The following is a 20,504-nucleotide window of genomic DNA, read 5'->3' on the forward strand; positions in this document are numbered from 1 at the left end:
ACGGAAGATGCGGCCGCAACGCGTCCCACTCCGCATCGGTCAACTCATGACGTCGAATCACACCCGACATCATGCCTCAACCCGAGCAGATTGAAGACACTTCCTAGTTCGAGTTGGACGCGTCTGAGTCCGGCCGCGACGTTGATCGCCATGCGGGCGGTGGTCGAGCCGGTGGAGGAGATCATGTCGACGCCGGGGTGGCGTACCGGCGCGTCGCCGACCTCCGGGCCGAGGCCGGAGACGAGATTGAACACCCCGAGCGGGAAGCCGGCCGTGCCCACCGCCCCGGCGAGCAGGTGCGGGCCGGGGGCGCGACCTCACCGGGTTCGAGTACGACGGTCGAGCCGCTCGGCGGCGCGGGGATGACCTTCGCCACGATCTGCGGCAACGGACAGTTCCAGGGAGTGATGGCCGCGACCACGCCGGAGGGGCGGCGGGTCGGCGGGGTGGGAGCGAGTTCGCGATCCTGCGTGCTTCCTCGGTGCCTTCGGCGGCTCTTCCGACGGGTGAGGGCGGCGGGCCCGGCGCGGCGGTCGGGCGCGCTGGCCCTTGACGATTTGTCGGGTCGATGATCTATTTCATGTACATAGATAGCGTGCGGCTCGTGCACCTACCGAGAGGCGGACCACCCGACATGTTCGAAGGACGCATCGCCCGGTTCGATGCACCGGACCCGCCGTTCGGTGTCCCAAAGGTCTCGCTCGCCGGGCGCGTCGCCGCCCTCGTTACCCCCGCCGAGGGCACTGGGAGCGACACCGACGGCAAACCACCGGAGCCGGGGACGCGCGTGGTGTTCCCGTACTTTTCCTCGACGCCGTCGACGCCGTCGACAACGCGCTCCGGGGCCACCGGCCACCGTGTCGTCCTCCGCGCGGCGATCGTGCCCTGAACGCCGCCCACCGCCCGAACCCGCGCACCCGCATCCGCATCCCCGCACCCCCGCGCCCGAACCCCCGCACCCATCCCGAACCCGAGGACGCGATGAGCAGCCCCACCGAACTCGACTACTCCCTCGCCGACCACATCGCCACCATCACCCTCGACCGCCCGCACCGCAAGAACGCGTTCACCCTGGAGATGGTGGATGCCTGGGCCGACGCCCTGCGGCGGGCCGAGGCCGACCCCGAGGTGCGCGTGGTCGTCGTCACCGGCGCGGGCGGCACCTTCTGCTCGGGCGTGGACCTGGACGCCTTCGCCGAGCGCGAGCGCACCCCGCTGGCGGAGAAGCAACTCATGTCCCGCATCCACCAGGTGGCGTTCGCCGCCGAGGCGCTGACCAAGCCCTACCTCGCGGTCGTCGCCGGCTCGGCCGTCGGCGCGGGCATGGACATGGCGCTGATGGCCGACATCCGGATCGCGGGGGAGTCGGCCCGGTTCTGCGAGGGCTACGTCCGCGTCGGCCTGGTGCCCGGCGACGGCGGCTGCTGGTACCTGCCCCGCATCGTCGGCACCGCCACCGCCCTGCGGCTGCTGTGGACCGCGGACTTCGTCGACGCCGCCGAGGCACTCGCCATCGGCCTCGTGAGCAGCGTCCACCCCGACGACCAACTCCGAGACACAGCCAGGCAGTTCGCCCTCAAGCTGGCCTCCCGCCCACCCCTGGCCGTGCAACTGATCAAGCGCGCCGTACGCGAAGGCGAACGCCAGGACCTGCGCACCGCGCTCGACCTGATCTCCTCCCACCAGGCCGTGATGACCTCCACAGCCGACTCCCACGAGGCCATGGACGCGTTCCGCACGAAGCGCCCCGGCACCTACACGGGGGCGTGACGTGACCGCCACCACGACCGGCCGCCCCACGAGCGACACCACCGTCGCGGACCTGCGCCGGCAGGTTCGCGACCTCACCACCCAATGGCGCGCGCAAGGCCGCTACACCCCACACAGCGACAACTGGATGCGCGGCTACGACCCCGACTTCAGCCGAGAACTCGCCCGCCGCGGCCTGCTCGGCCTCGCCTGGCCCACCCGGCACGGCGGCAGCGGCCTCGGCCAGGTCGCCCGCCTCGCCGTCACCGAGGAACTCCTGCGCGCCGGGGCCCCCGTCGCGGCGCACTGGATCGGCGAACGCCAGATCGGCCCCGCCGTCCTGCGCCACGGCAGCCCGGACCTGCGCGCCGAGATCCTGCCGCTCATCGCCCGCGCCGAGGCCGTTTTCTGCCTCGGCATGAGCGAACCCGAAGCCGGATCCGACCTCGCCGCCGTCCGCACGACCGCCACCTCGGTGCCCGGCGGCTGGAAGGTCGACGGCCGCAAGATCTGGACCACCGGCGCCCATCACGCCACCCACGCCTACCTCCTCGCCCGCACCGCCCGTACCGAACGCAAGCACCACGGCCTCACCGAATTCCTCGTCGACATGGACACCCCCGGCATCGAGGTCACCCCCATCGTCGACCTCGCCGGCGGGCACCACTTCAACGAGATCACCTTCACCGACGTCCACGTCCCCACCCATCGCCTCCTCGGCACCGTCGGCCAGGGCTGGCGTCAGGTCGTGGAACAACTCTCGTTCGAACGCGGTGGCCCCGAACGCGTCCTGTCCACCTACCCGTTGCTGGCCCGATGCGTGGAAACCCTCGCCGCCGACCCAGCCCGCGCCCGTGACCTGCACACCGACCTCGGACGCCTCGCCGCGCGCCTGGCCACGCTGCGCCGCCTCGCCCTCGACGTCGCCCGACAGGTCGACGCCGGCCACGCACCCGCCGTCGAGGCCGCCACCCTCAAATACCTCGGCAACGCCTTCGAGAACGACGTCGTCGACTTCGCCCGACGCGTGTGCCACCACACCCCGGACCCCGCCCTGCGGACCGCGTTCGACCAGGCACTGCTCGCCTCACCCGGCTTCACCATCCGAGGCGGCGCCGCCGACGTACTGCTGTCCCTGATCGCCAAACAGGAGACCCGCCGATGAGCAGTGTCCACGCCGAACTCCGCGACCTCGTCGACGACATCACCGCCACACCCGGTGACCCCGACCGGCTCTGGGACACCGTCGCCGCCCTGGGCCTGCACACCATCGGCGTCCCCGAGGCCGACGGCGGCTCCGGCGGCGACCTCGCCGACCTGGTCACCGTGGTCCGCCGCCTCGCCCACCGAGCAGCGTCCGTACCCGTCGCCGACCACGCCGTGGCCGCCTGGACGCTCGCGCTCGCCGGCCACCCCCTCCCTACGGCCGGGCCCCTCGTGGTCGTCCTCGACACCACCCTCGTCGCCGGCCCGATGTCCGTGCCCTGGGGACGCTGCGCCGCCGGGCTGGTGGTGGTCGGCTCGGACGACGTGATCCGCTACGCGGACCCGGCCGGGCGGCGACCTGGCATCGAGGAGGGCGCCAACCTGGCCGGCGAACCGCGGGATACCGTCCGCCTCGACGAGATTCCCCTCGCCGTCCTCGCCGGGGCACCCCCCGCCGACGCGATCCGGGCCCGCGCCGGCTTGTTGCGCGCCGCGGCCGTGGCCGGAGCATGCGCGGGAGCCTACGAACTGACCCGTACGTACGTGGCGCAACGACGTCAGTTCGACGGCCCCCTCATCGACATCCCCGCGGTCGCGGCCTCCCTGGCCGGCATGAAGGTCGCCGCGCTCCAAGTGGACGCCGCCGTCGACCGCGCCGTGGACCTCCAGGCCACCCCGGCGAGCCCCGCAGACCTGCTCGCCGCCACGGCAACCGCACGCGTCGTCGCGGCGCGGACCGCCGACACCGTCGCCCGCAACGCCCACCAACTGCACGGCGCGATGGGCGTCACCCGGGAATACGCCCTGCACCCCCTCACCACCCGACTGTGGGCCTGGCGCGACGAGGACGGCCACGAGGAGTCCTGGGCCCGACTCCTCGGCACCCACGTCATCGAGGGCGGCGAGGCCCACCTGTGGGAACGCCTCACCGCCTGAACGACCCACCCGCCCGATGGTCGGGGGTCGGGAGTCGGCCCGATCGTCGGCAGTGGGAGCAGCGCGACCGGATCGACCGGATCGACCCATGACGAGTGACCTGTTCACCGGAGGCCTCGACGCGATCGCGGGCGTAGGCGATGGCGTCGTCGAGGAGTGCCCGGTACGCGGGGGTCAGCTTGTACGGCTCGTCCTTGGTCCAGCGGTCGGACGAGAAGGCGGTCCGCTCGGCGAGGGAGTCGTCGGAGAGAGGGTCTCCCTCCTTGGTGAGATAGTCGCGCACGCCGGCGCGCTTGCGGGTGCGACGGGTCAGCCGGCCATGCCGTCCAGCAGTTCGGTGAATCCTTGCTGGAGGACACGGCATTCTTCCTGTGACGTGCCGATGAAGGTGGCGCCGATTTTTCCGTAGGGCTGCAACGCGGTCCAGAAGTGAGGGACGACGCCACGGCCGGACGTTGCGTCGAAGGCCAGGTCGGGCCGATGGTGCAATTCCTCGATCAGGGAGGTGGGCGTGAGGCCCCGGTAGGCGGGGGAGATCAGCCCGTCGGTTCCTGTGTAGTGGACTACGGAGCCCTTGTGCGTCAGGAGTCCGTCCTCGGGCCACGTGCCCGGCAGGAGGGCGCGTACGGTTCGATGGGGGTGCGTGGTGCCGGTCTGGCGCAGGTTCAGTTCGACCGCGTCGACGTCCCACCGGCCGTCGCCTGCCTTGCGGGCGATGAAGTCGATGCCGACATGTCCGCGGACACCGACCGAGCCCAGTTCCTTGCCGGCGGTGAGGGACATGTCGACGAGAGTGTCGCGGTAGTCGGGCGAGGCGGGAAACCGGCATCCGAGGTACTGCAGGTCCGGTCCCAAAACTTGTTCGTGCGTTCCGAGGAATTGCAGGTCGAAGCCGCCGCCCGCGCTGTGGTGGAGGTGGATCAAGGTGCTCGGTGAGCGTTTCTCACCGCGGGGCGGGGTCGGAAGGTACTGCTCGATGATCGCCCCGTTGGCGGCGATGCCTTCGAGGAATCGGTCGCGCGAGATGTCTTTGGTCAGTGGTTCCAACTGCCGCAGGGCGGTGAGCACTGCGTGGTGTCGAGCGTCGGTGGGGGTGAAAACGGCGAGCCCGTGGCCCGAGCCGTAGCCGTCGTTGATTTTCACGAGCCATCGTTTCGTCCCGTGCACGCGCACGAGTTCGGTCGCCTGCCGGGCGAGGGCGGCCATGTCGTGGACCGGTTCGTAGCTGCCCGGGGCGTGGGCCAGGCCGGTGGTGCGAAAGACCTTGCGGCTACCGGCTTTCGAGCCCCACGTCAAAGTCGCGCTGGGCGTCTCGCCGCAGTCCAGGCCGATTCGCTCGGCTACCTCGTCCATGCGGGTGCTCGCCTGGTAGCACGACAACGGCTCCACCACCTGCCCGCGCGCGCGTGCCCGAGACGTCAATGCCCGGACACGGTCCAGGAGTTCGGGCCGCTCCAGCAGTTTCTCGCTCAGGTGCCGGTCGGAAGTGTCCGGCAGGCCGATCAAGGCGTGCCGAAGAAGCCGGTCGGCAACGGAGTCCCGGCCCTCCGCCGGCCGCAGGGTCAGGAGGTACCGTTCGACCGACGCAGGCACCGGAGGTGCTTGGAGCATGAGCAGAGCCAGGTTCGGCCGGCAGGCGACGCTCAGCGATTCCCACATGCCGCGCACACACGAGAGCCAGCGTCCCAGGCCCTGCTCCATTTCGAGCTCGGAGAACTCCTGGGAGGGGCAGGCGATCCGCAGCCGCAGGCCGGGCCGGCCCGCCACCTGGGCTTCGAAACGGTCGATGCGGCGGATGAGAGGGTCTTGGGGCATGGCGACGGCCTTCCTGCTGATGCGGCGGCGCCGCTGGAACCGGAGGTGTCTACCTGATCGGGGGTAGGGGCCGGACGGTCGCCTGTTCGCCTGCCATGAGCGCCTCCAGGAGGTGCGCAGCCGGTTCTATGAAGCAGACCAGTCGGCCGTCGCGGAGAAGCCCCACGGCCGCAGGCCGCACGGGGCACGGCTCGGCCGGCGTGCAGTGAATCTCGGTGCCGCTCGCCTTGGCGACGGTGAGGGCCGCGCGAGGAGTGTGCTGCGCGTCGAGGATCGCGGGAATCAGCCCGTTCAGCCGCGATCCGGAGATCACGATGTGCTCGCCCACGCACGCCAGTCCGTGCACGACGGGCGCCGGTTGCGACGTGCTGACCTGGATCGTGGTGATGACGCGCACCCGAGAGCCGGCCGGGATGTCGGTGGTGATGCGCGCGCCCGCGTCGATCAGACAGTCGTCACCCACGTTCACGGGACCGAAAAGGTGGACGTTGCCCCCGATTTGCACGCGGCTGCCGACATGCGGATGCCTTCTGGGCTGCGGCCGACCGTTCGCCTTCGAGACGATGTCCCGCGCACCCAGGACCACGTTCTGAACGAAGTAGCAATCGTCCCCGACTTCCGCGTCTTCACCGATGAGCGTTCCGGAACCGTGGTCGATGACGAATCGACGGCCGATGCCGGCACCGGGGTGGATCTCGATGCCGGTGGTGAGCCGGAAGTGCTCGGAGATGCGACGTGCCTGGGTCGCGAACCGATCGGGCACGCCATCCGGCAGGCGCATCTCCCACAGCGCGTGCGCGAGACGATAAGCCATCACCGCCCGAAAGCTGAGATAGCCCGAATAGATGTAGGACTGGTCGCCGCGAGCCGCAGCGTCGCGAATCGAGAACACCGACAAATCCTCGGCCACCTGGGCGCCGACCTCGCACAGCAACCTGTGGGCGGCAGGGCGCGACATCGCAGAACTGTGGCTACCGGCTCCTGCACGCCGCAAGGTGGCGGACAGGTCCCCGACGATGGTTCGCATATCGACCTCGGTGGGCAACACGGCGACCCTCCTGCCGTTGAGAATCCCCTCCCAAGCGCAAGGCGCTGTTCAAAGTCTTCGCCACCCGGCCGGTGCCCCCCACCGGGCATAGGCCGAACGAGTGAACAGCCGAACGTGCGACGCCGACGCAGCGTCCGCTCGGTGCCAGGCACCGACGAGGCCGCCAACCGAGGGACCGTGAAAACCGACGACTTCGGTTCGTAGCCGATGCCGACAGGGTGTCCCGGCCCACGACCAGGCTCCCGTACGCGGTCGACGCGGACACCGCCGCACGCCTGTGGGAGGTCGGCGACCGCCCGAACGCACACGGCACATCCGTTACGCCGTCGTCCCGGGTGGCGGCGTGGTGCGTTCGGCGCCGGCGTGCGTGGGGGAGGGGTCGGGTGCTCCTCCGCGGGTCGGATCCGGCGCAGGGCGCGGGACCGTCCACGACGGGTGGGTATTGACCTGTGCCACGGTGGCCTGCGCCAGTCTTTTGTATCGGGTCGCGATCCGCTCGGCCCGGCCGGCGGGCAGTGGCCCGCCGTGCTCTGCGGCTCGGGCGATGATCGCCTCCGGTCCCAGGTCCCGGTTGGCCAGGACGATCGCGTTGACGGCCGGTCGGCGCAGGTGGTCGTACCGGTCCAACGCGGTCACGGGGTCGTGGTCGCGGGCCAGGCACCAGGCGAGTACGCGGGCGTCGACGACGGACTGCGATCCGCCGTTCATGCCCATCGGGAACATCGGGTGTGCCGCGTCGCCGAGCAGCGTGACCCGGCCGAAACTCCAGCGGGGCAGCGGATCGCGGTCGAGCATCGGATATTCGAGGATCGTCGAGGAGCGCTCGGCCGGCCACGCCGAGTCGATCCACGGCAGGTCCCAGCGCGCCAGCGCGGCGCGGGCCTCCGCCGTCGTGACGCGGCGGTGAGTGCGGGGCGGAGGGTCGGCGGGGCGCTCGTGTCGTACCTCCAACACCCAGTTGAGGAGGGTTTCGCCGCCCTCGGTCGCCGGGTCCTCGATCGGATACGCGACAAATTTCGCCCCGGGGGTGCCGCCGGCCACCACGATCGAACGGCCGTCGAGGATGTGCGGGTGTCGGGCGACCCCGCGCCACATGTGCACGCCGTTCCACCGCGGGACGCCCTCGTGGGGGTGGAGCCGGGCGCGGACCGCGGAGTCGATGCCGTCGGCGCCGACCAGCACGTCGGCGTCCTCCATCGTCGGCGCGCCGCCGGTCCGGTCCAGGAAATGGGCCCGAACGCCGCCCCCGGTCTGCTCGAAGCGTTGGAACGGCAGGCCGGTACGGACGGCGTCCGGCCCCAGACGTTCGCGCACCGCGGCCAACAGCATCAGGTGCAGGCGGCCGCGGTGTACGGAATACTGCGGCCACCGGTAACCGGCCGCCAGTCCGAGCGGCTCCTCCCACACCGGCTCGCCCGCCCGGTCGTGGTAGCTCAGCCGACGCGGGGGCACCGCGATGGCGGCCAACTCGTCGGCCAGGCCGAGTTCGGACAGTTCCCGGACGGCGTGCGGCAGCAGGTTGATGCCCACGCCCACCGCTTCGATCGTGCGCGCCGCCTCGCGCACCCACGGACGGAACCCGGCGGCGTGCAGACTCAGGGCACAGGTCAACCCGGCGATTCCGCCGCCCACGATGCCGACTCTCATCCGCCCGCCCCTCGCCTTTCGTCAACGCTGTCACGGGAGTTCATCTGTGTAGGCAAGGCCGTGCCGCCGGGCGCCGTGGATGCGCGTGGATGCCCGTGGTTGCGCGGGCGCCGGATCAGGAGCCGGCGGCCTGCTTGATCAGGTCGGCGACGGCGGCGGGGCGCGAGACGTAGACCGCGTGGCTGCCGGCCACCTCGACCGTCGTCGCTCCGATCCGCTCGGCCATGGCGTGTTGCGCCGGCGGCGGGATCATCCGGTCCTCGGAAGCCACGAGGTACCAGGACGGCTTCGTTCGCCAAGCCGGTGTGGCCACCGCGCCGCCGAGTGCCTCCAAACCCCAGGGGACCTGCGAGTCGGCCAGGAATCGGGCCTGGGCCGGCGGCAGGTCGCCGGCGAAGGACTCGGGGAACTTCTCCCGGTCCAGGAGCAGGAAGCCGTCGACCGGCGCCAGGATCGGCGGCACCGGCGCGCCGGACGGCGGATCGGCGATCAGGGTGTTCACCGACTCGCTCTTGTCCGGCGCGAACGCGGCGATGTACACCAGCGCCGTCACCTTGTCGTGGTTGCCCGCCTCGGTGATCACCGCACCGCCGTACGAGTGGCCGACCAGCGTGACCGGCCCCGGCTGCGCGTCGAGCACCCGGTGGACCGCGGCCACGTCGCCGTCCAGCGAGATCGTGGGGTTCTGCGCGACCGCCACGTGGTAGCCGTCCTCGGTGAGGGCCTCGTACACCCCCTGCCAGCCGGCGCCGTCCACGAAGCCGCCGTGGACGAGGACGACGTTCCCGCGCGGTGCGTTGTCGCTCATGATTCCTCCCGAGTCCCGCGGGGCTGACGACGCTGATGCCCCAGCCCGTGGCACCGACACTAGGGATGCGAACGGCCCGGATTCTTGCGTCATTTGACGCAAATCCAGGACGCTCGTCGTCACTGCCGGCTGCCCTCCAGCGCGTCGCGCAGTGCTGCCCGGGAGGTTACGCCCAGCTTCGGGAACGCCCGGTACAGATGAGAGGAGACCGTTCGCGGGGACAGGAAGAGTCGCTCGCCGATCTCTTTGTTGGTCAGGCCGGTTGCGGCCAGGCTCGCGATTCGGTGTTCCTGAGGGGTGAGCGCGCCGATCTCCCGCAGATCCGCGATGTGGTCCCCGTCGCAGGCGTGTAATTGTCGGCCGGCGCGGTGCGCCCAAGGCGTCGCGCCGAGCCGTTCGAAGATCTCCTCGGCTGCGGTCAGGTGGGAGCGGGCCGGGGCGAACGCCCCGCTGCCACACAGCCGTTCGCCGTAGTACAGCCGGATACGGGCATGATCGAAGGGCCACCGTTCGGCGTCCTCGTCGGTCACGGCCTCACCGAACCACCGCAGGGCCTGGGCGTCGTTGCGCGAGGCCATGGCGGCGGACGCGCGCACGACGATACGCAGGCGTGGCGAGACCGCGTCCAGCCCGGCTGCTCGGGCGGCGGCGACGTGGTTGCGCGCCTTGTCGTGCCTGCCGGTTCGTACGGCCGCCTCGACGGTGTCCAGGATCGCCCACAGCGTGTGGCCGACGAACGGGGCGAGTGTTCCGGCGGGTGAGATCCGGCAGGCTTGGTGGTAGGCCGTCTCGAAGTCACCTTGGGAGAGGGCGAGAATCGTCTTGGCGTGAGCGGCGTAGCAGGTGACGGCGTGCGCCCTGCGGGAGCCGCCCCACTGGTCCATCCGGTCGGCGAGGGCGCGGGCGGTGGGGAAGTCGCCGCAGGCCGCCGACACGCACGCGAGCACGAACTTCCCGGTCCACGACCGCAGTGGGTAGTCGAACTCGTCGCAGAGCACCAACCCATCACCGACCGTCTCGCGTAGTTCGCGCCATCGACCGGTGAACCAGGCGTGGCTGCCCCACAGGAACGAGGCCTGGATGGCGGGGAAGTTGCTCTCACCGGCAGTTCCGCCCCGGGCCGTACGAAGCAGCGGCTCCTCCATCGCACCGAGGCGGTCGGCATACGCGCCGGCCGTGCCGATCCGCACGATGTGGACCGGGTCCGAAACGTTGGCCAGGGCCGCGACGGCCGCGTCCAGTCGCGCCCAGTCGCACGGACGGGCGCGGGCCGGGTCGGCGAACGTGGCCCGCAGCAGCCGCAGCGTGTCCGGGACCGAAGTGCACTTGGCCAGCGCCGCGTCGTAGTCCGCCCACAGCCGCGGCCTGGCGCCGTAGGCGCACACCAGAAGCAGTGTGGTCAGGGCTTCGAGCAGGGTGGGGTCGGTCAGGTCGCAGGGTTCGGGCTGGAGGGCGATGGCGCCGGAGAGCAGACGGTGAGCGGTGTCGACATCGCCATGGCTGTTGAGCAGGTACATCGTGGCGGCCACCGTGGCGGCCGGCGAGTCGGTGCCCGGGTCGGCCCGGCGTGCGTGCTCCAGCAGACGAGGCACGTCGCGCAGATCGCCGGTGATGTTCGCGCCGACGTACGCGGCCTTGGCCAACCGCCGAGCCTGCTCGGTCGCTGCCGGGCTCAGGTCGGCGGCGCGCACCAGTGCCGCCACCGCGTTCGGCCCGTCGCCGCGTCGGGCACCGGCTTCCGCGGTCTCCTCCAAGAGCGCGGCGATGGTTTCGTCGGGCTCCTCCGCGGCCTGCGCCAGGTGCCAGACCCGCTGCTCGGGCGCCCCGGTCCACGCCTCGGCGAGCGCACGGTGGACGCTGCGCCGCTGGTCGCTGGTGGACAGGTCCACCACGGCCGAACGAATGAGAGAGTGCCCGAATCCGAGGCGCCCCGTCGTGTCGTCGACGTGTACGAGTCGCACCCGCTCCGCCGGCGCGAGGTGCTTGAGACTGCACCGCCCGGCCACCGCCCGGCGTACCACCAGCAGGTTCCCGCTGCCTTCCAGCGCCGCGACGAGCAGCAGATGTCGGGTGGCCGCCGGCAGCATCGTGATCCGCGAAGCGAAGGTCGACTGAAGCCGCAGGCTGAGCGGGATGCGTCTCGGCAGGGCCTGGGCGGCGCTTCGCTGGGAGTCGGTGAGAGAGGCAGGGAGTTCGAGCAGCGCGAGCGGGTTGCCCTCGGCGTCGTCCATCAGGCGCCGGCGCACTCTCGCGACGAGCGACGGAAAGCGGCGGATGAGAAGTTCCTCGGACGCGGCCTCGCTGAGCGGACCCAGCTCGTGCAGCGGAAGGCCGCTGTGATCGAAGAAGGACTCGTCGCCGAGTCGGACCGCACAGACCATGCCCGTTCCGGCCCCGACGAGCCGATGCGCCACCCGCGCCAGAACCACGGCACTGGCCGGATCCAGCCACTGCGAGTCGTCCAGTACGAGCACGGTGGACCGGGCCCGGGAGAGATCCACGAGCAGCGACACCACGGCCTCGGCAACCGCCTCCTGCCCCGGAGGGACGCCCCGTTCGAAGTCCAGCGCCGCGGCGAGGACGGGCACGTCGGCAGCCCTGGACCGGATATCAAAAATCGGGGCCAGCAACTGCCGCAGTGCGCCGTACCCGGTCTGCGCCCGGTACTGCCCGCCCACGGTGTGCAGCACCCGCATCCCGGCAGCCTCGGCCCGCCGGGTGAAAGCGGCGAGCAGTGCCGTCTTTCCGACGCCCGGCTCGCCCAGCAGCGCCAACGACCCGCCGCTGCGACCGATGTCGGCCAGGAACGCGTCGAGCCGTTCCAGGTCGGCCTCGCGGCCGATCAACGATCCGTCTTCGGTGCCGGGCGCACGGTCGCCGGCCGCAGCGACGCCGAAGAGGCCGCCGGGACGGACGAGAGGGACCGGGCCGATGCCGGCCGCAGCGGCCGGTTCCTCACGCCACACGCCGTGGCGACCGCGTTCGTGGCGGTACTTCGCGTCGAACATCATCCCCCCGCGACCCGCAGCGGCCCATGCCACCCGCCATATGTCCCGAACCGCCAGAATAACAACGGTTGATCGGCCCGACGGGAGCTTCTCCATCGATCGCCCTCACCGCTTGGGCCCTCGCCCGCCCGCACGGGATCCTCGCGGCAGAGCCTCCCCGGGCGGCGAACCCGACCCGGGGCGACCTCGTATTCGAAGACCGCCGGGTAGTTCGCCGACACGACGTCACCGAACGCGAACCACCATGGCGATGTTTCGTCGCGTGCCTGTTCCGAAAAAGCTCACGCAGCTCGGTGTACTCGCAGGCGCCGGCGCCACGTTGTCGCCGAACTCGGCATCGGCTGCCGCGTCGAGTCGACCTGCCCCGGGCGGTATTGAATTCTCACCGGAGTATCGTCTACGGTTTTCGGTATGGCGAATCAGATTTCGGTGGGATCGGAACTTCTGGAATACGTCAGGGAGTTCTCGCTCAGAGAGGACAGTATTCTTCGCGACCTGCGGCGCACGACAGCGGAGTTGCCCGCCGGAGAAACGATGCAGGTCATGCCCGAGGAGGGGCAGTTCCTCGCGATGCTGGTCGCGGCGACCGGTGTTGCCGAGGTGCTGGAGATCGGCACCTTCACCGGCTACAGCACCCTGTGCATGGCCCGTGCGCTTCCGCCGCACGGGCGATTGGTCACGTGTGACATCAGTGCGCGATGGCCCGAGATCGGTGCCGAGTATTGGCGACGGGCGGGCGTTCTCGACCGCATCGAGGTCCGCATCGGAACCGCGACGGACACGCTTGAGGAAATGATCGCCGAAGGCCGCTCCGGGGAATTCGGTCTCGTATTCATCGATGCCGACAAGAGAAGTTATCCGCGCTACTACGAGCTTGCCCTGCACCTCGTGCGGCCGGGTGGATTGTTGGTGTTGGACAATACGCTTTTCTTTGGTCGCGTCGTCGACCCCCTTGCCGAGGACCCGGACACCGTCGGTGTTCGCGAGGTCAACGCCAGGATTCGAGACGACCGGCGGGTGGACATCTGCATGCTTCCGATGGCCGACGGCATCACCCTGGTCCGCCGAAGGTGACCACCCCTGCACCCTCGTGTGTTCGGTCCGGCGCGGTCACCGCGGGTGCGGCACCTCCTCGGTGAGACGTGGAGCGATCAGCCGGACCGTGTCCGACGGTTGTCGGCGCTCGGGCACGAGGTGCAGCACCCGGACGCCCCCGGGGGAATCCGGTTCGACCACCGCACCCCGACAGTCGCACGGTTGCTCGTCGAAGCCGGCGAACCGGTAGGCGATCTCCATCATGCGATTACGGTCGGTGGCGCGGAAGTCCGCCAGCAGGTGCACACCGGCCCGGTCCGCCTGGTCGACCAACCAGTTCAGGATGATCGTGCCGGCGCCGAAGGCCACCACGCGGCACGAGGTGGCGAGCAGCTTGAGATGCCACACGCGCGAGTGCTTTCGGAGCAGCAGTACACCCACCGCACCGTGCGGCCCGAAGCGGTCGGTGAGCGTGGTGACCAGAACCTCGTGGTGGGAGTCGTCGAGCAGGGCACGCAGCGTCGCGTCCGGGTAGTGCACCCCGGTCGCGTTCATCTGGCTGGTGCGCAGCGTCAACTCCTCGACCCGGGACAACTCCTCGTCCGTGGCCCGCCCGACGCGCATCACCAGCTCCAGCGAGCGCAGGAAGTCCTCGTGCGAGCCGGTGAACCGTGCCCGCTCGTCGGTGCGCCGGACCCCGGCCCGGTACATCGTCCGGCGCCGGCGCGCGTCGACGGTCACCGTCCTCGGGCTGAACTCGGGCCGGTCGAGCAGCGTCGCGGCGTCCTCCGCCCGATAGCACCGTACGTCCGGGAGGTGGTGGGCGACCTCGGCCCGCTCGGCCGCCTGGTCGTCGATGAATGCGATCGTGGAAGGCGCGAAACCCAACCGATCGGCGATCCGCCGGATTCCCTCCGACTTGCGTCCCCAGCCGATCTCCGGCACGAGGAAGCAGTCGGTCATCCCCAGCGCCGCCAGCCGCGCCCAGACCGGCTCGTGATCGTTGCGGCTGCACACCGACTGCAGGATGCCGCGCGCGTCCAGACCGGCGACCACCTCCCGGATCGTCGGGAACGGGTCGACGTTCTCGTCCTCCAGGAACGTGCCGTGCCAGAGCGTGTTGTCGAGGTCCCAGACGAGGCACTTGACCAGGACGGGCCGAGCCGCCCGGGCGAGGTCGCGCATGTTCGGCTCCCGGTCGCGAGGTTCGGCGTAACGAGGTTCCTCGGCGGCCACGATCGTGCTCACCGCCGGCCCAGCACATGGTCGGCCAGCATCAACTGGCACATCTCGTTGCTGCCTTCGATGATCTCCATGAGCTTGGCGTCGCGGTACGCCCGTGCGACGACGTGGCCGTCCTGCACGCCCGCCGACGCGAGGACCTGGACGGCTGCGGCGGCACCCTTGACCGCGTTCTCCGCGCCCACGTACTTCGCCAGCACGACGGCCGCGGCCAAGTCCGCCGCATGCTCGTCCCAGCAACGGCTCGCGTACTCGCAGACCCGGGTCGCGACCTGCTCGGCGGTCCACAACTCGGCCAAATGGCGGGAGACCAACTGGTGTTGCGCCAACGGTCGGCCGAACTGCACTCGGGACAGCGCGTGCTCGACGGCCGCCGCCACGCAGGCCCGCAGAATACCGACGCAGCCCCAGGCGACGGAGATCCGACCGTAGGCCAGCGCGGTCGTCACCAGCAGGGACAGCGGCTGTCGCCCACCCCCCAGCAGGCTGTCGAGCGGCAACCGGACCCGGTCGAGTCGGACCTCGGCGTGTCCGGCCGCCCGACATCCCAGCGGGTCGGCCACCGGGTGCACCTGTACCCCGGGGGTGTTTCGCGGCACGACCACCACCGCCCCGTCTTCTCCCATGCGCGCGACGACCAGAAAGAGGTCGGCGTGCTCGGCCGCGGTCACCCACTTCTTGCGGCCGGTGAGCAACACGCTGTCCCCGTCGACCGTGACGGTGGTCGCGACCGCCGACAGATCGCTGCCGGCCTGGGGTTCGCTGAACGCCATCGCCGCCGTGTCACCCGAGGCCAGCCGCGGCAGCAGGTCCGCAGCCTGCGCCGGATCACCGAGCCGTTCGACGGTCCACGCGGCCATGCCCTGCGAGGTCAGCACACTGCGCAGCGAACTGCACAGGCTGCCGACATGTGCGGTGAACTCGCCGCCGTCCGCGCTCGTCCACCCCAACCCGCCGTACTTCTCCGGGATTTGCACCGTGAGCAGTCCGGCCGCGCCGAGTTTGCGGACGACGTCGTCGGGCAGCCGGCCCGCGCGATCCCAAGCGCAGGCCCGGTCACCGACCAGTTCGGTGACCGCCGTGGCCGCCGCCGCGGTGACGGGTTCAGGCACCGGGACCTCCGGGGACCGGCCGCCGGAGCCGTTCGACCAGTTCGGCCATCCGCACCACCGTACGAAAGTTGTCCATACGCAGGTCGGCGCCGCGGATGGCGATGTCGTACGTCCGCTCCAGATACACCACCAGTTCCATGGCGAAGAGCGAGGACAGGCCCCCGGGGCCGAAGACGTCGGCGTCGATCGTCCACTCCCGCCCCGTGTGCCGGGCCAGGAACCGCAGCAGTTCCGCGTCGATGCCTTGCGGACCGGCGGCGGGCTTTGGGCCCACCGGCCCGGGCGACTCCAACGACTCGGACGAGTCGGACGACACAGTCATGCCTTTTCTCCCTCGTATGCGTAGAAGCCGTGCCCGCTCTTGCGGCCGAGTCGGCCGACGCGCACCATTTCCAGCAACAGGTCGCAGGGGCGGCACCTTTCGTCACCGGTCCGCTCGTGCAGCACCCACAGCGAGTCGACCAGGTTGTCGAGGCCGATCAGGTCCGCCGTGCGCAGCGGACCCGTCGGGTGACCCAGGCACCCCTGCATCAACCGGTCGACCGACTCGACGCTCGCGGTACCGGCCGCCACCACCCGGACCGCGTCGTTGATCATCGGATGCAGGATGCGGCTGGTGACGAAGCCCGGCGCGTCGGCGACCACGATCGGCTCCCGGCGCAGCGCGGCGAGCAGGGCCCGCAGCGTGTCCATGGTGGCCTCGCCGGTGTGCGTGCCACGAATCACCTCGACCGTGCGGATCAGGTGGGGCGGGTTCATGAAGTGGGTGCCGATCAACTCCGCCGGCCGGGCCGTCGCCCGAGCCAGTTCGTCGATGGGGATCGCGGACGTGTTGGAGACGATCGCGGTGCCCGGCGCGACCAGCGCGGACACCTCGGCGATGACCTTCGCCTTGGCGTCGGCGTCCTCGGTGACCGCCTCGATCACCGCGACGGGAGCCGGGTCGTCGGCCGTCGCGTCCTCGGCCAACGACGCTGCGGTGACGAGAACACCGATGACGGACTCCTTGGGCAACGCGTCCATCAGCCGCGCCATCCGCACCATCCGCTCGACGCGCGCGGGGGCTTCGGCCAGGCGGCGTCGGTCCGGGTCGATCAGCGACACCGGTATGCCGTGACCGATGGCCAACGCGGCGATGCCGGTCCCCATCACTCCCGCCCCGAGCACGGTCAATCGTCGCCCGACCGCGTGCGTATCGTTCTCCGCTGCCATGTCGTCTCTCTTTCGCTCCCGGCGAGTCACGGGGACACGAGGCCGCCCGCAGGTTTCGCGTCCACCGCCTCCGATGGCGCGGCGACGTCTTCGGCGTCCGTGCACTCCATGCGGACACCTTCGACTCCCGCGTAGAACTGCTGCGCCCACAGCCGGTATCGCCCGATCGGTCCGTCGCCCTTGGCGAGCTTCGGCTGCTCGACGTGTTCCTGGTGGTTCCACATCAGCAGGTCGGCGCCGGTGTCCAGACTCGCCACCCGCTGAATGAGGACGCTGCTCAGCCGGGCGACGGGCAGCGTGGCCGCGCGCCCGATCCGTTCGGGCAGGCCCGGCACGCCGCCCAGTTCCAGCTTGGTGCCGAAGCGCAGGTCGATACGGCCCGGGGTGGTCGGCGTCGCGTGGAGCATCACGTACAGGTTGCCCGCGCCCCGGGGCAGGACCGTACGGGCGGCGATGGTGGCCAGGCCGATCACGGTGAGCGTGTACGACTGGCGGAAGCCGCGCAGCACGGTGCCGCGCGCGGTCGCGGTGACCGTGGCGATCGGCTCCCCGGGCATCGGCTTGCCGTCGATGTCGAGATCCTCGAGGCCGTGCAGCGCGGGCAGGTGGCCCCAGTCGAAGGCGTTCTCGATGACGTCCTGCGGGTGGCCGGCGATGTCGAAGGTGTCGTGGCTGTACGGTTGCCGGTCGTCCATGGGCAACACCGGGACCTGCCACTGTGGGGGCAGGCCGAGGGCGTGCCGCCAGACGTAGATCGAGCCGTTGGCCTCGCACACCGGGTGGCGGGTCAGCGACGCCTTCGGCGGTGGTTGGCCGTAGCCGGTGCGCACGCAGGTGCCGGCCGGGTCGAACGCGAACCGGTGGAAGGGGCAGACGATGTCCTCGCCCTCGATCGACCCGCCGACCCCGAGGTGTGCGCCCAGGTGCGGGCACCGGGGGTGGACGGCCCGCAGCACGCCCTTGGTGGTGCGGTACAGGACGACCTCGGCGCCCGCGAGCGTGCGGGTGGTGACGGTGCCGGGGCGTACCTCGTCCGAGAAGGCCAGGCAGAACCAGCCGTTCGGGTGCGGGCGGGTGGGGGCATGCAGGGTGTCGGCCGCTGCCGCCCCGCAAGCGCCGACCCGGCGGGCCCGCAAAAGCCCCTTCACCAACGGCTTCACGTGCGGCCTCATGGCATCGCTCCTACTGGTCGATCGGGCAGCCGCCGGCGCCCGGCTTCGTGGCGGACGGGGTGGACGCCGACCGCGACGCGTGCGCCCGCGCCCCGGTGGTGGTGGTGTCGGCGTCGCTCGCACGGCGTTCGTGCAGGCGCAGGTGCAGCCCGCGCGAGCTCAGGCTGGTCTCCACCTTGGGTCGGAAGGGTTCGTCACCGATTGGGGCCAGGTGCCAGCGGGCGACGATGGCGGTCAGCGCGAGGACGGCCTCGGTGAGGGCGAACTGGTCCCCGATGCATTTGCGGGGGCCGGCGCCGAAGGGGATGTAGGTGGCCCGATCGGGGTTGACGCCGAGCCAGCGGTCCGGGTCGAACCGGTTCGGCTCGGTGTACAGGTCGGAGCGGCGGTGCAGGAGGTAGGGGCTGAGCACGATGGTGCTGCCGCCCTTGAGGCGTACGCCGCCGAGTTCGGCGTCCTCGCGGAGAGTGCGGGTCATCATCCAGGCGGGCGGGTACAGCCGCAGCGTCTCGGTCACCACCCGGCTCGCCAGACCCAGCGACGGCAGGTGCCGGGTGTCGAGTGCGCCGTCGTTGTCGGCCAGGACCTCGTCGGTCTCGGCCTGGAGGCGGTGCTGCACGTGCGGGTTGGTCGCCAGCAGGTGCAGTGCCCAGGCCAGGGTGATGGCCGTGGTCTCCATCCCGCCGAGGAAGAAGGTCAGGGCCTCGTCGGCCAGTTCGGAGTCGCTGAGTCGCATCTCGCCGCCCTCGCTCTCCTCGTCCACCGCGCCGATCAGCGCGGAGAGCAGGTCGGCGTGGTCGGTGGCATCGGCGCGCCGCTCGGCGATGATCTCCTCGATGGTGGCCGAGAGCCGGTGTCGGGCCTCGTCGTAGCGTCGCTTCTTCGGCGTCGGCAGCCCGCGCAGCAGGGCCGGCGTCATCATCCGACGAAAGAACGCGCTGACCACGGTGGAGGTGTCGGTCAAAGCCCGCCGCATGGTCTCCTCCGGCAGGGCACCGCTGAACATCGTCTCCATGGTCGCCCGTGTGGTCAGCGTCATCATGTCCTGGGTGACGTCGACGACCTCGCCGTCGCGCCAGGTGCTCGCCTTCGCCTGGGCGGCCCGGGCGAACACCTCCCCGTATCCGGTGAGTCGGGTGGGGTGGAAGGACGGCTGGCACAGGCGTCGCTGGCGCCGGTGCAGTGGGTACGCGCACGTGGACAGGCCGTCGCCGATGACCTCGCGGATGCGGTCGTAGATCGCGCCGCCCTTGTCGAAGACGCGGTCGTTGAGGAACACCTGCCGAGTCAGTCCCGGGTCGCAGATCATCACGGCGGAACTCGGTCCCAGACGGACGCGGACCATCCGGCGGTAGCCCGAGAGGGACGTGATGAACGCCAGTGGATCACGCAGCAGTTGCAACGCGTGGCCCAGCAGGGGCAGGGCTCGCGGGGCCAACGGGATCGATGCGGCGGTGGCCGTTTTCGTGTCCGGCATGGACGACCTCATTCCGGGTGAGTCCCGGCGGCCGAGACCCCGGGGGTGGTGTCGCGGGTGACCTCGATCAGTGCGGTGGTCCAGCGGAAGCCGAGCCCGAAGCTCAGCACCAGAACGCGGTCGCCCGCCCGCGACGTGCCGGAGCGGAACAGGCGGTCGAGGCCGAGCAGGATGTCGCACGGCCCGGCGTGGCCGAGGTGTCGGCCGAAGGTCCAACTGGTGTCCTGGCAGCGCAGGTTCAGCGGTGATCCGGCGAGTACGAGGTCGAGCACGATCGATCCGATCGCGATGGCCACCACGTGTGTGACGTCCGCGGGTTTCGTGTCGGTCTCGTCGAGGACGTTCTCGATGCACCGGCGGGTCGCGCGTTGCAACGTGTCCATGTGCGGCATGAGCCCGCTGTCCTCGACGGGAAACGGCCGGCCGCCCCCGCTGTGCGCTTTTCGTGCCCGGGTCAGCACTTCCAACTGCGGCTCCACGGCCTGGGCGGTCGCGGCCAGTCGGGCGAAGCCGGTGCCTCGGGTGAGCACGGCGGCGGCTCCCGTGTCGCCGGCCACATAGCCCATGTTCCGGGCGCCGCCCCAGCGTTGCTCGGGGAATCGGGCGCCGACGGTGACCAGGGCGGCCTTCGCGGCGGGACGGGCGGTGAGGTGTTCGGCGGCGGCGATCAGCGCGGCGGCCCCGCCGTCGCTGGCCGCGCACAGTTCGTAGCCGGTGGTGTGCGGCCCGCCGAGCACCCGCTGTAGGTAGGTCCCGGGTGTGTAGTGGTCCTCGTCCTGGAAGTTGGCGTGTACCAGCAGGCTCAGGTCGGTGGTGGCGACGTCGGCGTGCCGCAGCGCCTTGAGGCCGGCGCGGGCGGCCATGCGGGTCGGCGTGTGATCGGTCGCGATGGCGGCCGAGGTGAATCCGTTGAGCGCGGCCTGCCGCGGCGCGGCAGCCGACGCCTCCAACGGGTCGGGTACCGGGACGATGGGTGGGATCCAGGCGCCGGTGCCCGCGATCGTGATGTCCTGCCACAACATCGCTGTCTCCTCGGC

17 protein-coding genes and 1 pseudogene are annotated in these 20,504 nt (G+C 70.9%); 4 read left to right on the forward strand and 14 right to left on the reverse strand.

Features of this window, described 5'->3' with window-relative positions; all coding sequences use genetic code 11:
* Nucleotides 1–44: 44 nt before the first annotated feature.
* The gene (locus tag GT354_RS52785; RefSeq protein ID WP_202512319.1) at nucleotides 45–281 is read right to left on the reverse strand and encodes an aldehyde dehydrogenase family protein; all 237 of its coding nucleotides are present in this window, start codon (nucleotides 279–281) and stop codon (nucleotides 45–47) included.
* Between the two features lie 700 nt (nucleotides 282–981).
* On the opposite strand from GT354_RS52785, the gene GT354_RS26495 reads away from it, so the two are divergent.
* From GT354_RS26495 to GT354_RS52795, 3 genes are read left to right on the forward strand one after another with little or no spacing between them, the layout of a single operon-like run.
* Entirely contained in the window at nucleotides 982–1,770 is a 789-nt protein-coding gene (locus GT354_RS26495) for an enoyl-CoA hydratase-related protein (protein WP_161358885.1), read from the forward strand.
* Nucleotide 1,771: 1 nt separating this feature from the next.
* Nucleotides 1,772–2,914 (forward strand): acyl-CoA dehydrogenase family protein, encoded by a 1,143-nt coding sequence (locus tag GT354_RS52790; RefSeq protein WP_346012184.1) that lies wholly within the window; start codon nucleotides 1,772–1,774, stop codon nucleotides 2,912–2,914.
* Nucleotides 2,911–3,891, forward strand: a complete 981-nt coding sequence (locus GT354_RS52795) for an acyl-CoA dehydrogenase family protein (protein WP_202512321.1) — start codon at nucleotides 2,911–2,913, stop codon at nucleotides 3,889–3,891. The genes GT354_RS52790 and GT354_RS52795 overlap by 4 nt, the downstream gene beginning before the upstream one ends.
* 100 nt (nucleotides 3,892–3,991) lie before the next feature.
* Here the strand turns inward: GT354_RS52795 and GT354_RS26505 are convergent.
* The 6 genes and pseudogenes from GT354_RS26505 to GT354_RS26530 form a co-directional block, all read right to left on the reverse strand.
* Nucleotides 3,992–4,189 (reverse strand): annotated as a pseudogene (locus GT354_RS26505) (hypothetical protein); the annotation flags it as partial.
* A gap of 11 nt (nucleotides 4,190–4,200) precedes the next feature.
* Nucleotides 4,201–5,706: a hypothetical protein gene (locus tag GT354_RS26510; RefSeq protein ID WP_161358886.1), complete on the reverse strand. Its 1,506-nt coding sequence runs from the start codon at nucleotides 5,704–5,706 to the stop codon at nucleotides 4,201–4,203.
* 49 nt (nucleotides 5,707–5,755) lie between these two features.
* Nucleotides 5,756–6,664 carry a hypothetical protein gene (locus GT354_RS26515; RefSeq protein WP_161358887.1) on the reverse strand — a complete coding sequence of 303 codons (909 nt, stop codon included), beginning with the start codon at nucleotides 6,662–6,664 and terminating at the stop codon, nucleotides 5,756–5,758.
* 408 nt (nucleotides 6,665–7,072) lie between these two features.
* Complete coding sequence (locus GT354_RS26520; RefSeq protein ID WP_202512322.1) at nucleotides 7,073–8,401, reverse strand: FAD-dependent monooxygenase; 1,329 nt, start codon at nucleotides 8,399–8,401, stop codon at nucleotides 7,073–7,075.
* A 115-nt stretch (nucleotides 8,402–8,516) separates the two neighbouring features.
* The gene (locus GT354_RS26525; RefSeq protein ID WP_161358888.1) at nucleotides 8,517–9,209 is read right to left on the reverse strand and encodes an alpha/beta hydrolase; all 693 of its coding nucleotides are present in this window, start codon (nucleotides 9,207–9,209) and stop codon (nucleotides 8,517–8,519) included.
* 119 nt (nucleotides 9,210–9,328) lie between these two features.
* Nucleotides 9,329–12,217 (reverse strand): LuxR family transcriptional regulator, encoded by a 2,889-nt coding sequence (locus tag GT354_RS26530; protein WP_161358889.1) that lies wholly within the window; start codon nucleotides 12,215–12,217, stop codon nucleotides 9,329–9,331.
* Nucleotides 12,218–12,628: 411 nt separating this feature from the next.
* Between GT354_RS26530 and GT354_RS26535 the strand changes: the two genes are divergently transcribed.
* Complete coding sequence (locus GT354_RS26535; RefSeq protein WP_161358890.1) at nucleotides 12,629–13,291, forward strand: class I SAM-dependent methyltransferase; 663 nt, start codon at nucleotides 12,629–12,631, stop codon at nucleotides 13,289–13,291.
* A 36-nt stretch (nucleotides 13,292–13,327) separates the two neighbouring features.
* Here the strand turns inward: GT354_RS26535 and GT354_RS26540 are convergent, their stop codons facing one another.
* Genes GT354_RS26540 through GT354_RS26570 form a run of 7 tightly spaced genes read right to left on the reverse strand, consistent with a single transcriptional unit; the run spans nucleotide 13,328 to nucleotide 20,489 of the window.
* Entirely contained in the window at nucleotides 13,328–14,437 is a 1,110-nt protein-coding gene (locus tag GT354_RS26540) for an HAD-IIIC family phosphatase (RefSeq protein ID WP_161358906.1), read from the reverse strand.
* A 59-nt stretch (nucleotides 14,438–14,496) separates the two neighbouring features.
* Nucleotides 14,497–15,606, reverse strand: coding sequence for an acyl-CoA dehydrogenase family protein (locus GT354_RS26545; protein WP_161358891.1), 1,110 nt, complete (start codon nucleotides 15,604–15,606; stop codon nucleotides 14,497–14,499).
* Nucleotides 15,599–15,928 carry an acyl carrier protein gene (locus tag GT354_RS54520; RefSeq protein ID WP_161358892.1) on the reverse strand — a complete coding sequence of 110 codons (330 nt, stop codon included), beginning with the start codon at nucleotides 15,926–15,928 and terminating at the stop codon, nucleotides 15,599–15,601. Before GT354_RS54520 ends, GT354_RS26545 begins: the two co-directional genes overlap by 8 nt.
* Entirely contained in the window at nucleotides 15,925–16,818 is an 894-nt protein-coding gene (locus GT354_RS26555; RefSeq protein ID WP_161358893.1) for a 3-hydroxyacyl-CoA dehydrogenase family protein, read from the reverse strand. The genes GT354_RS54520 and GT354_RS26555 overlap by 4 nt, the downstream gene beginning before the upstream one ends.
* Nucleotides 16,819–16,844: 26 nt before the next feature.
* Nucleotides 16,845–17,990 carry a Rieske 2Fe-2S domain-containing protein gene (locus GT354_RS26560; RefSeq protein WP_161358894.1) on the reverse strand — a complete coding sequence of 382 codons (1,146 nt, stop codon included), beginning with the start codon at nucleotides 17,988–17,990 and terminating at the stop codon, nucleotides 16,845–16,847.
* Between the two features lie 10 nt (nucleotides 17,991–18,000).
* On the reverse strand, nucleotides 18,001–19,467 hold the full coding sequence (locus tag GT354_RS26565) for a cytochrome P450 (protein WP_161358895.1): 1,467 nt from the start codon (nucleotides 19,465–19,467) through the stop codon (nucleotides 18,001–18,003).
* Nucleotides 19,468–19,475: 8 nt separating this feature from the next.
* Nucleotides 19,476–20,489: a 3-oxoacyl-[acyl-carrier-protein] synthase III C-terminal domain-containing protein gene (locus tag GT354_RS26570; RefSeq protein WP_161358896.1), complete on the reverse strand. Its 1,014-nt coding sequence runs from the start codon at nucleotides 20,487–20,489 to the stop codon at nucleotides 19,476–19,478.
* Nucleotides 20,490–20,504: the final 15 nt, after the last annotated feature.

This window comes from Streptomyces sp. SID3343, from assembly GCF_009865215.1.
Lineage (GTDB): Bacteria > Actinomycetota > Actinomycetes > Streptomycetales > Streptomycetaceae > Embleya.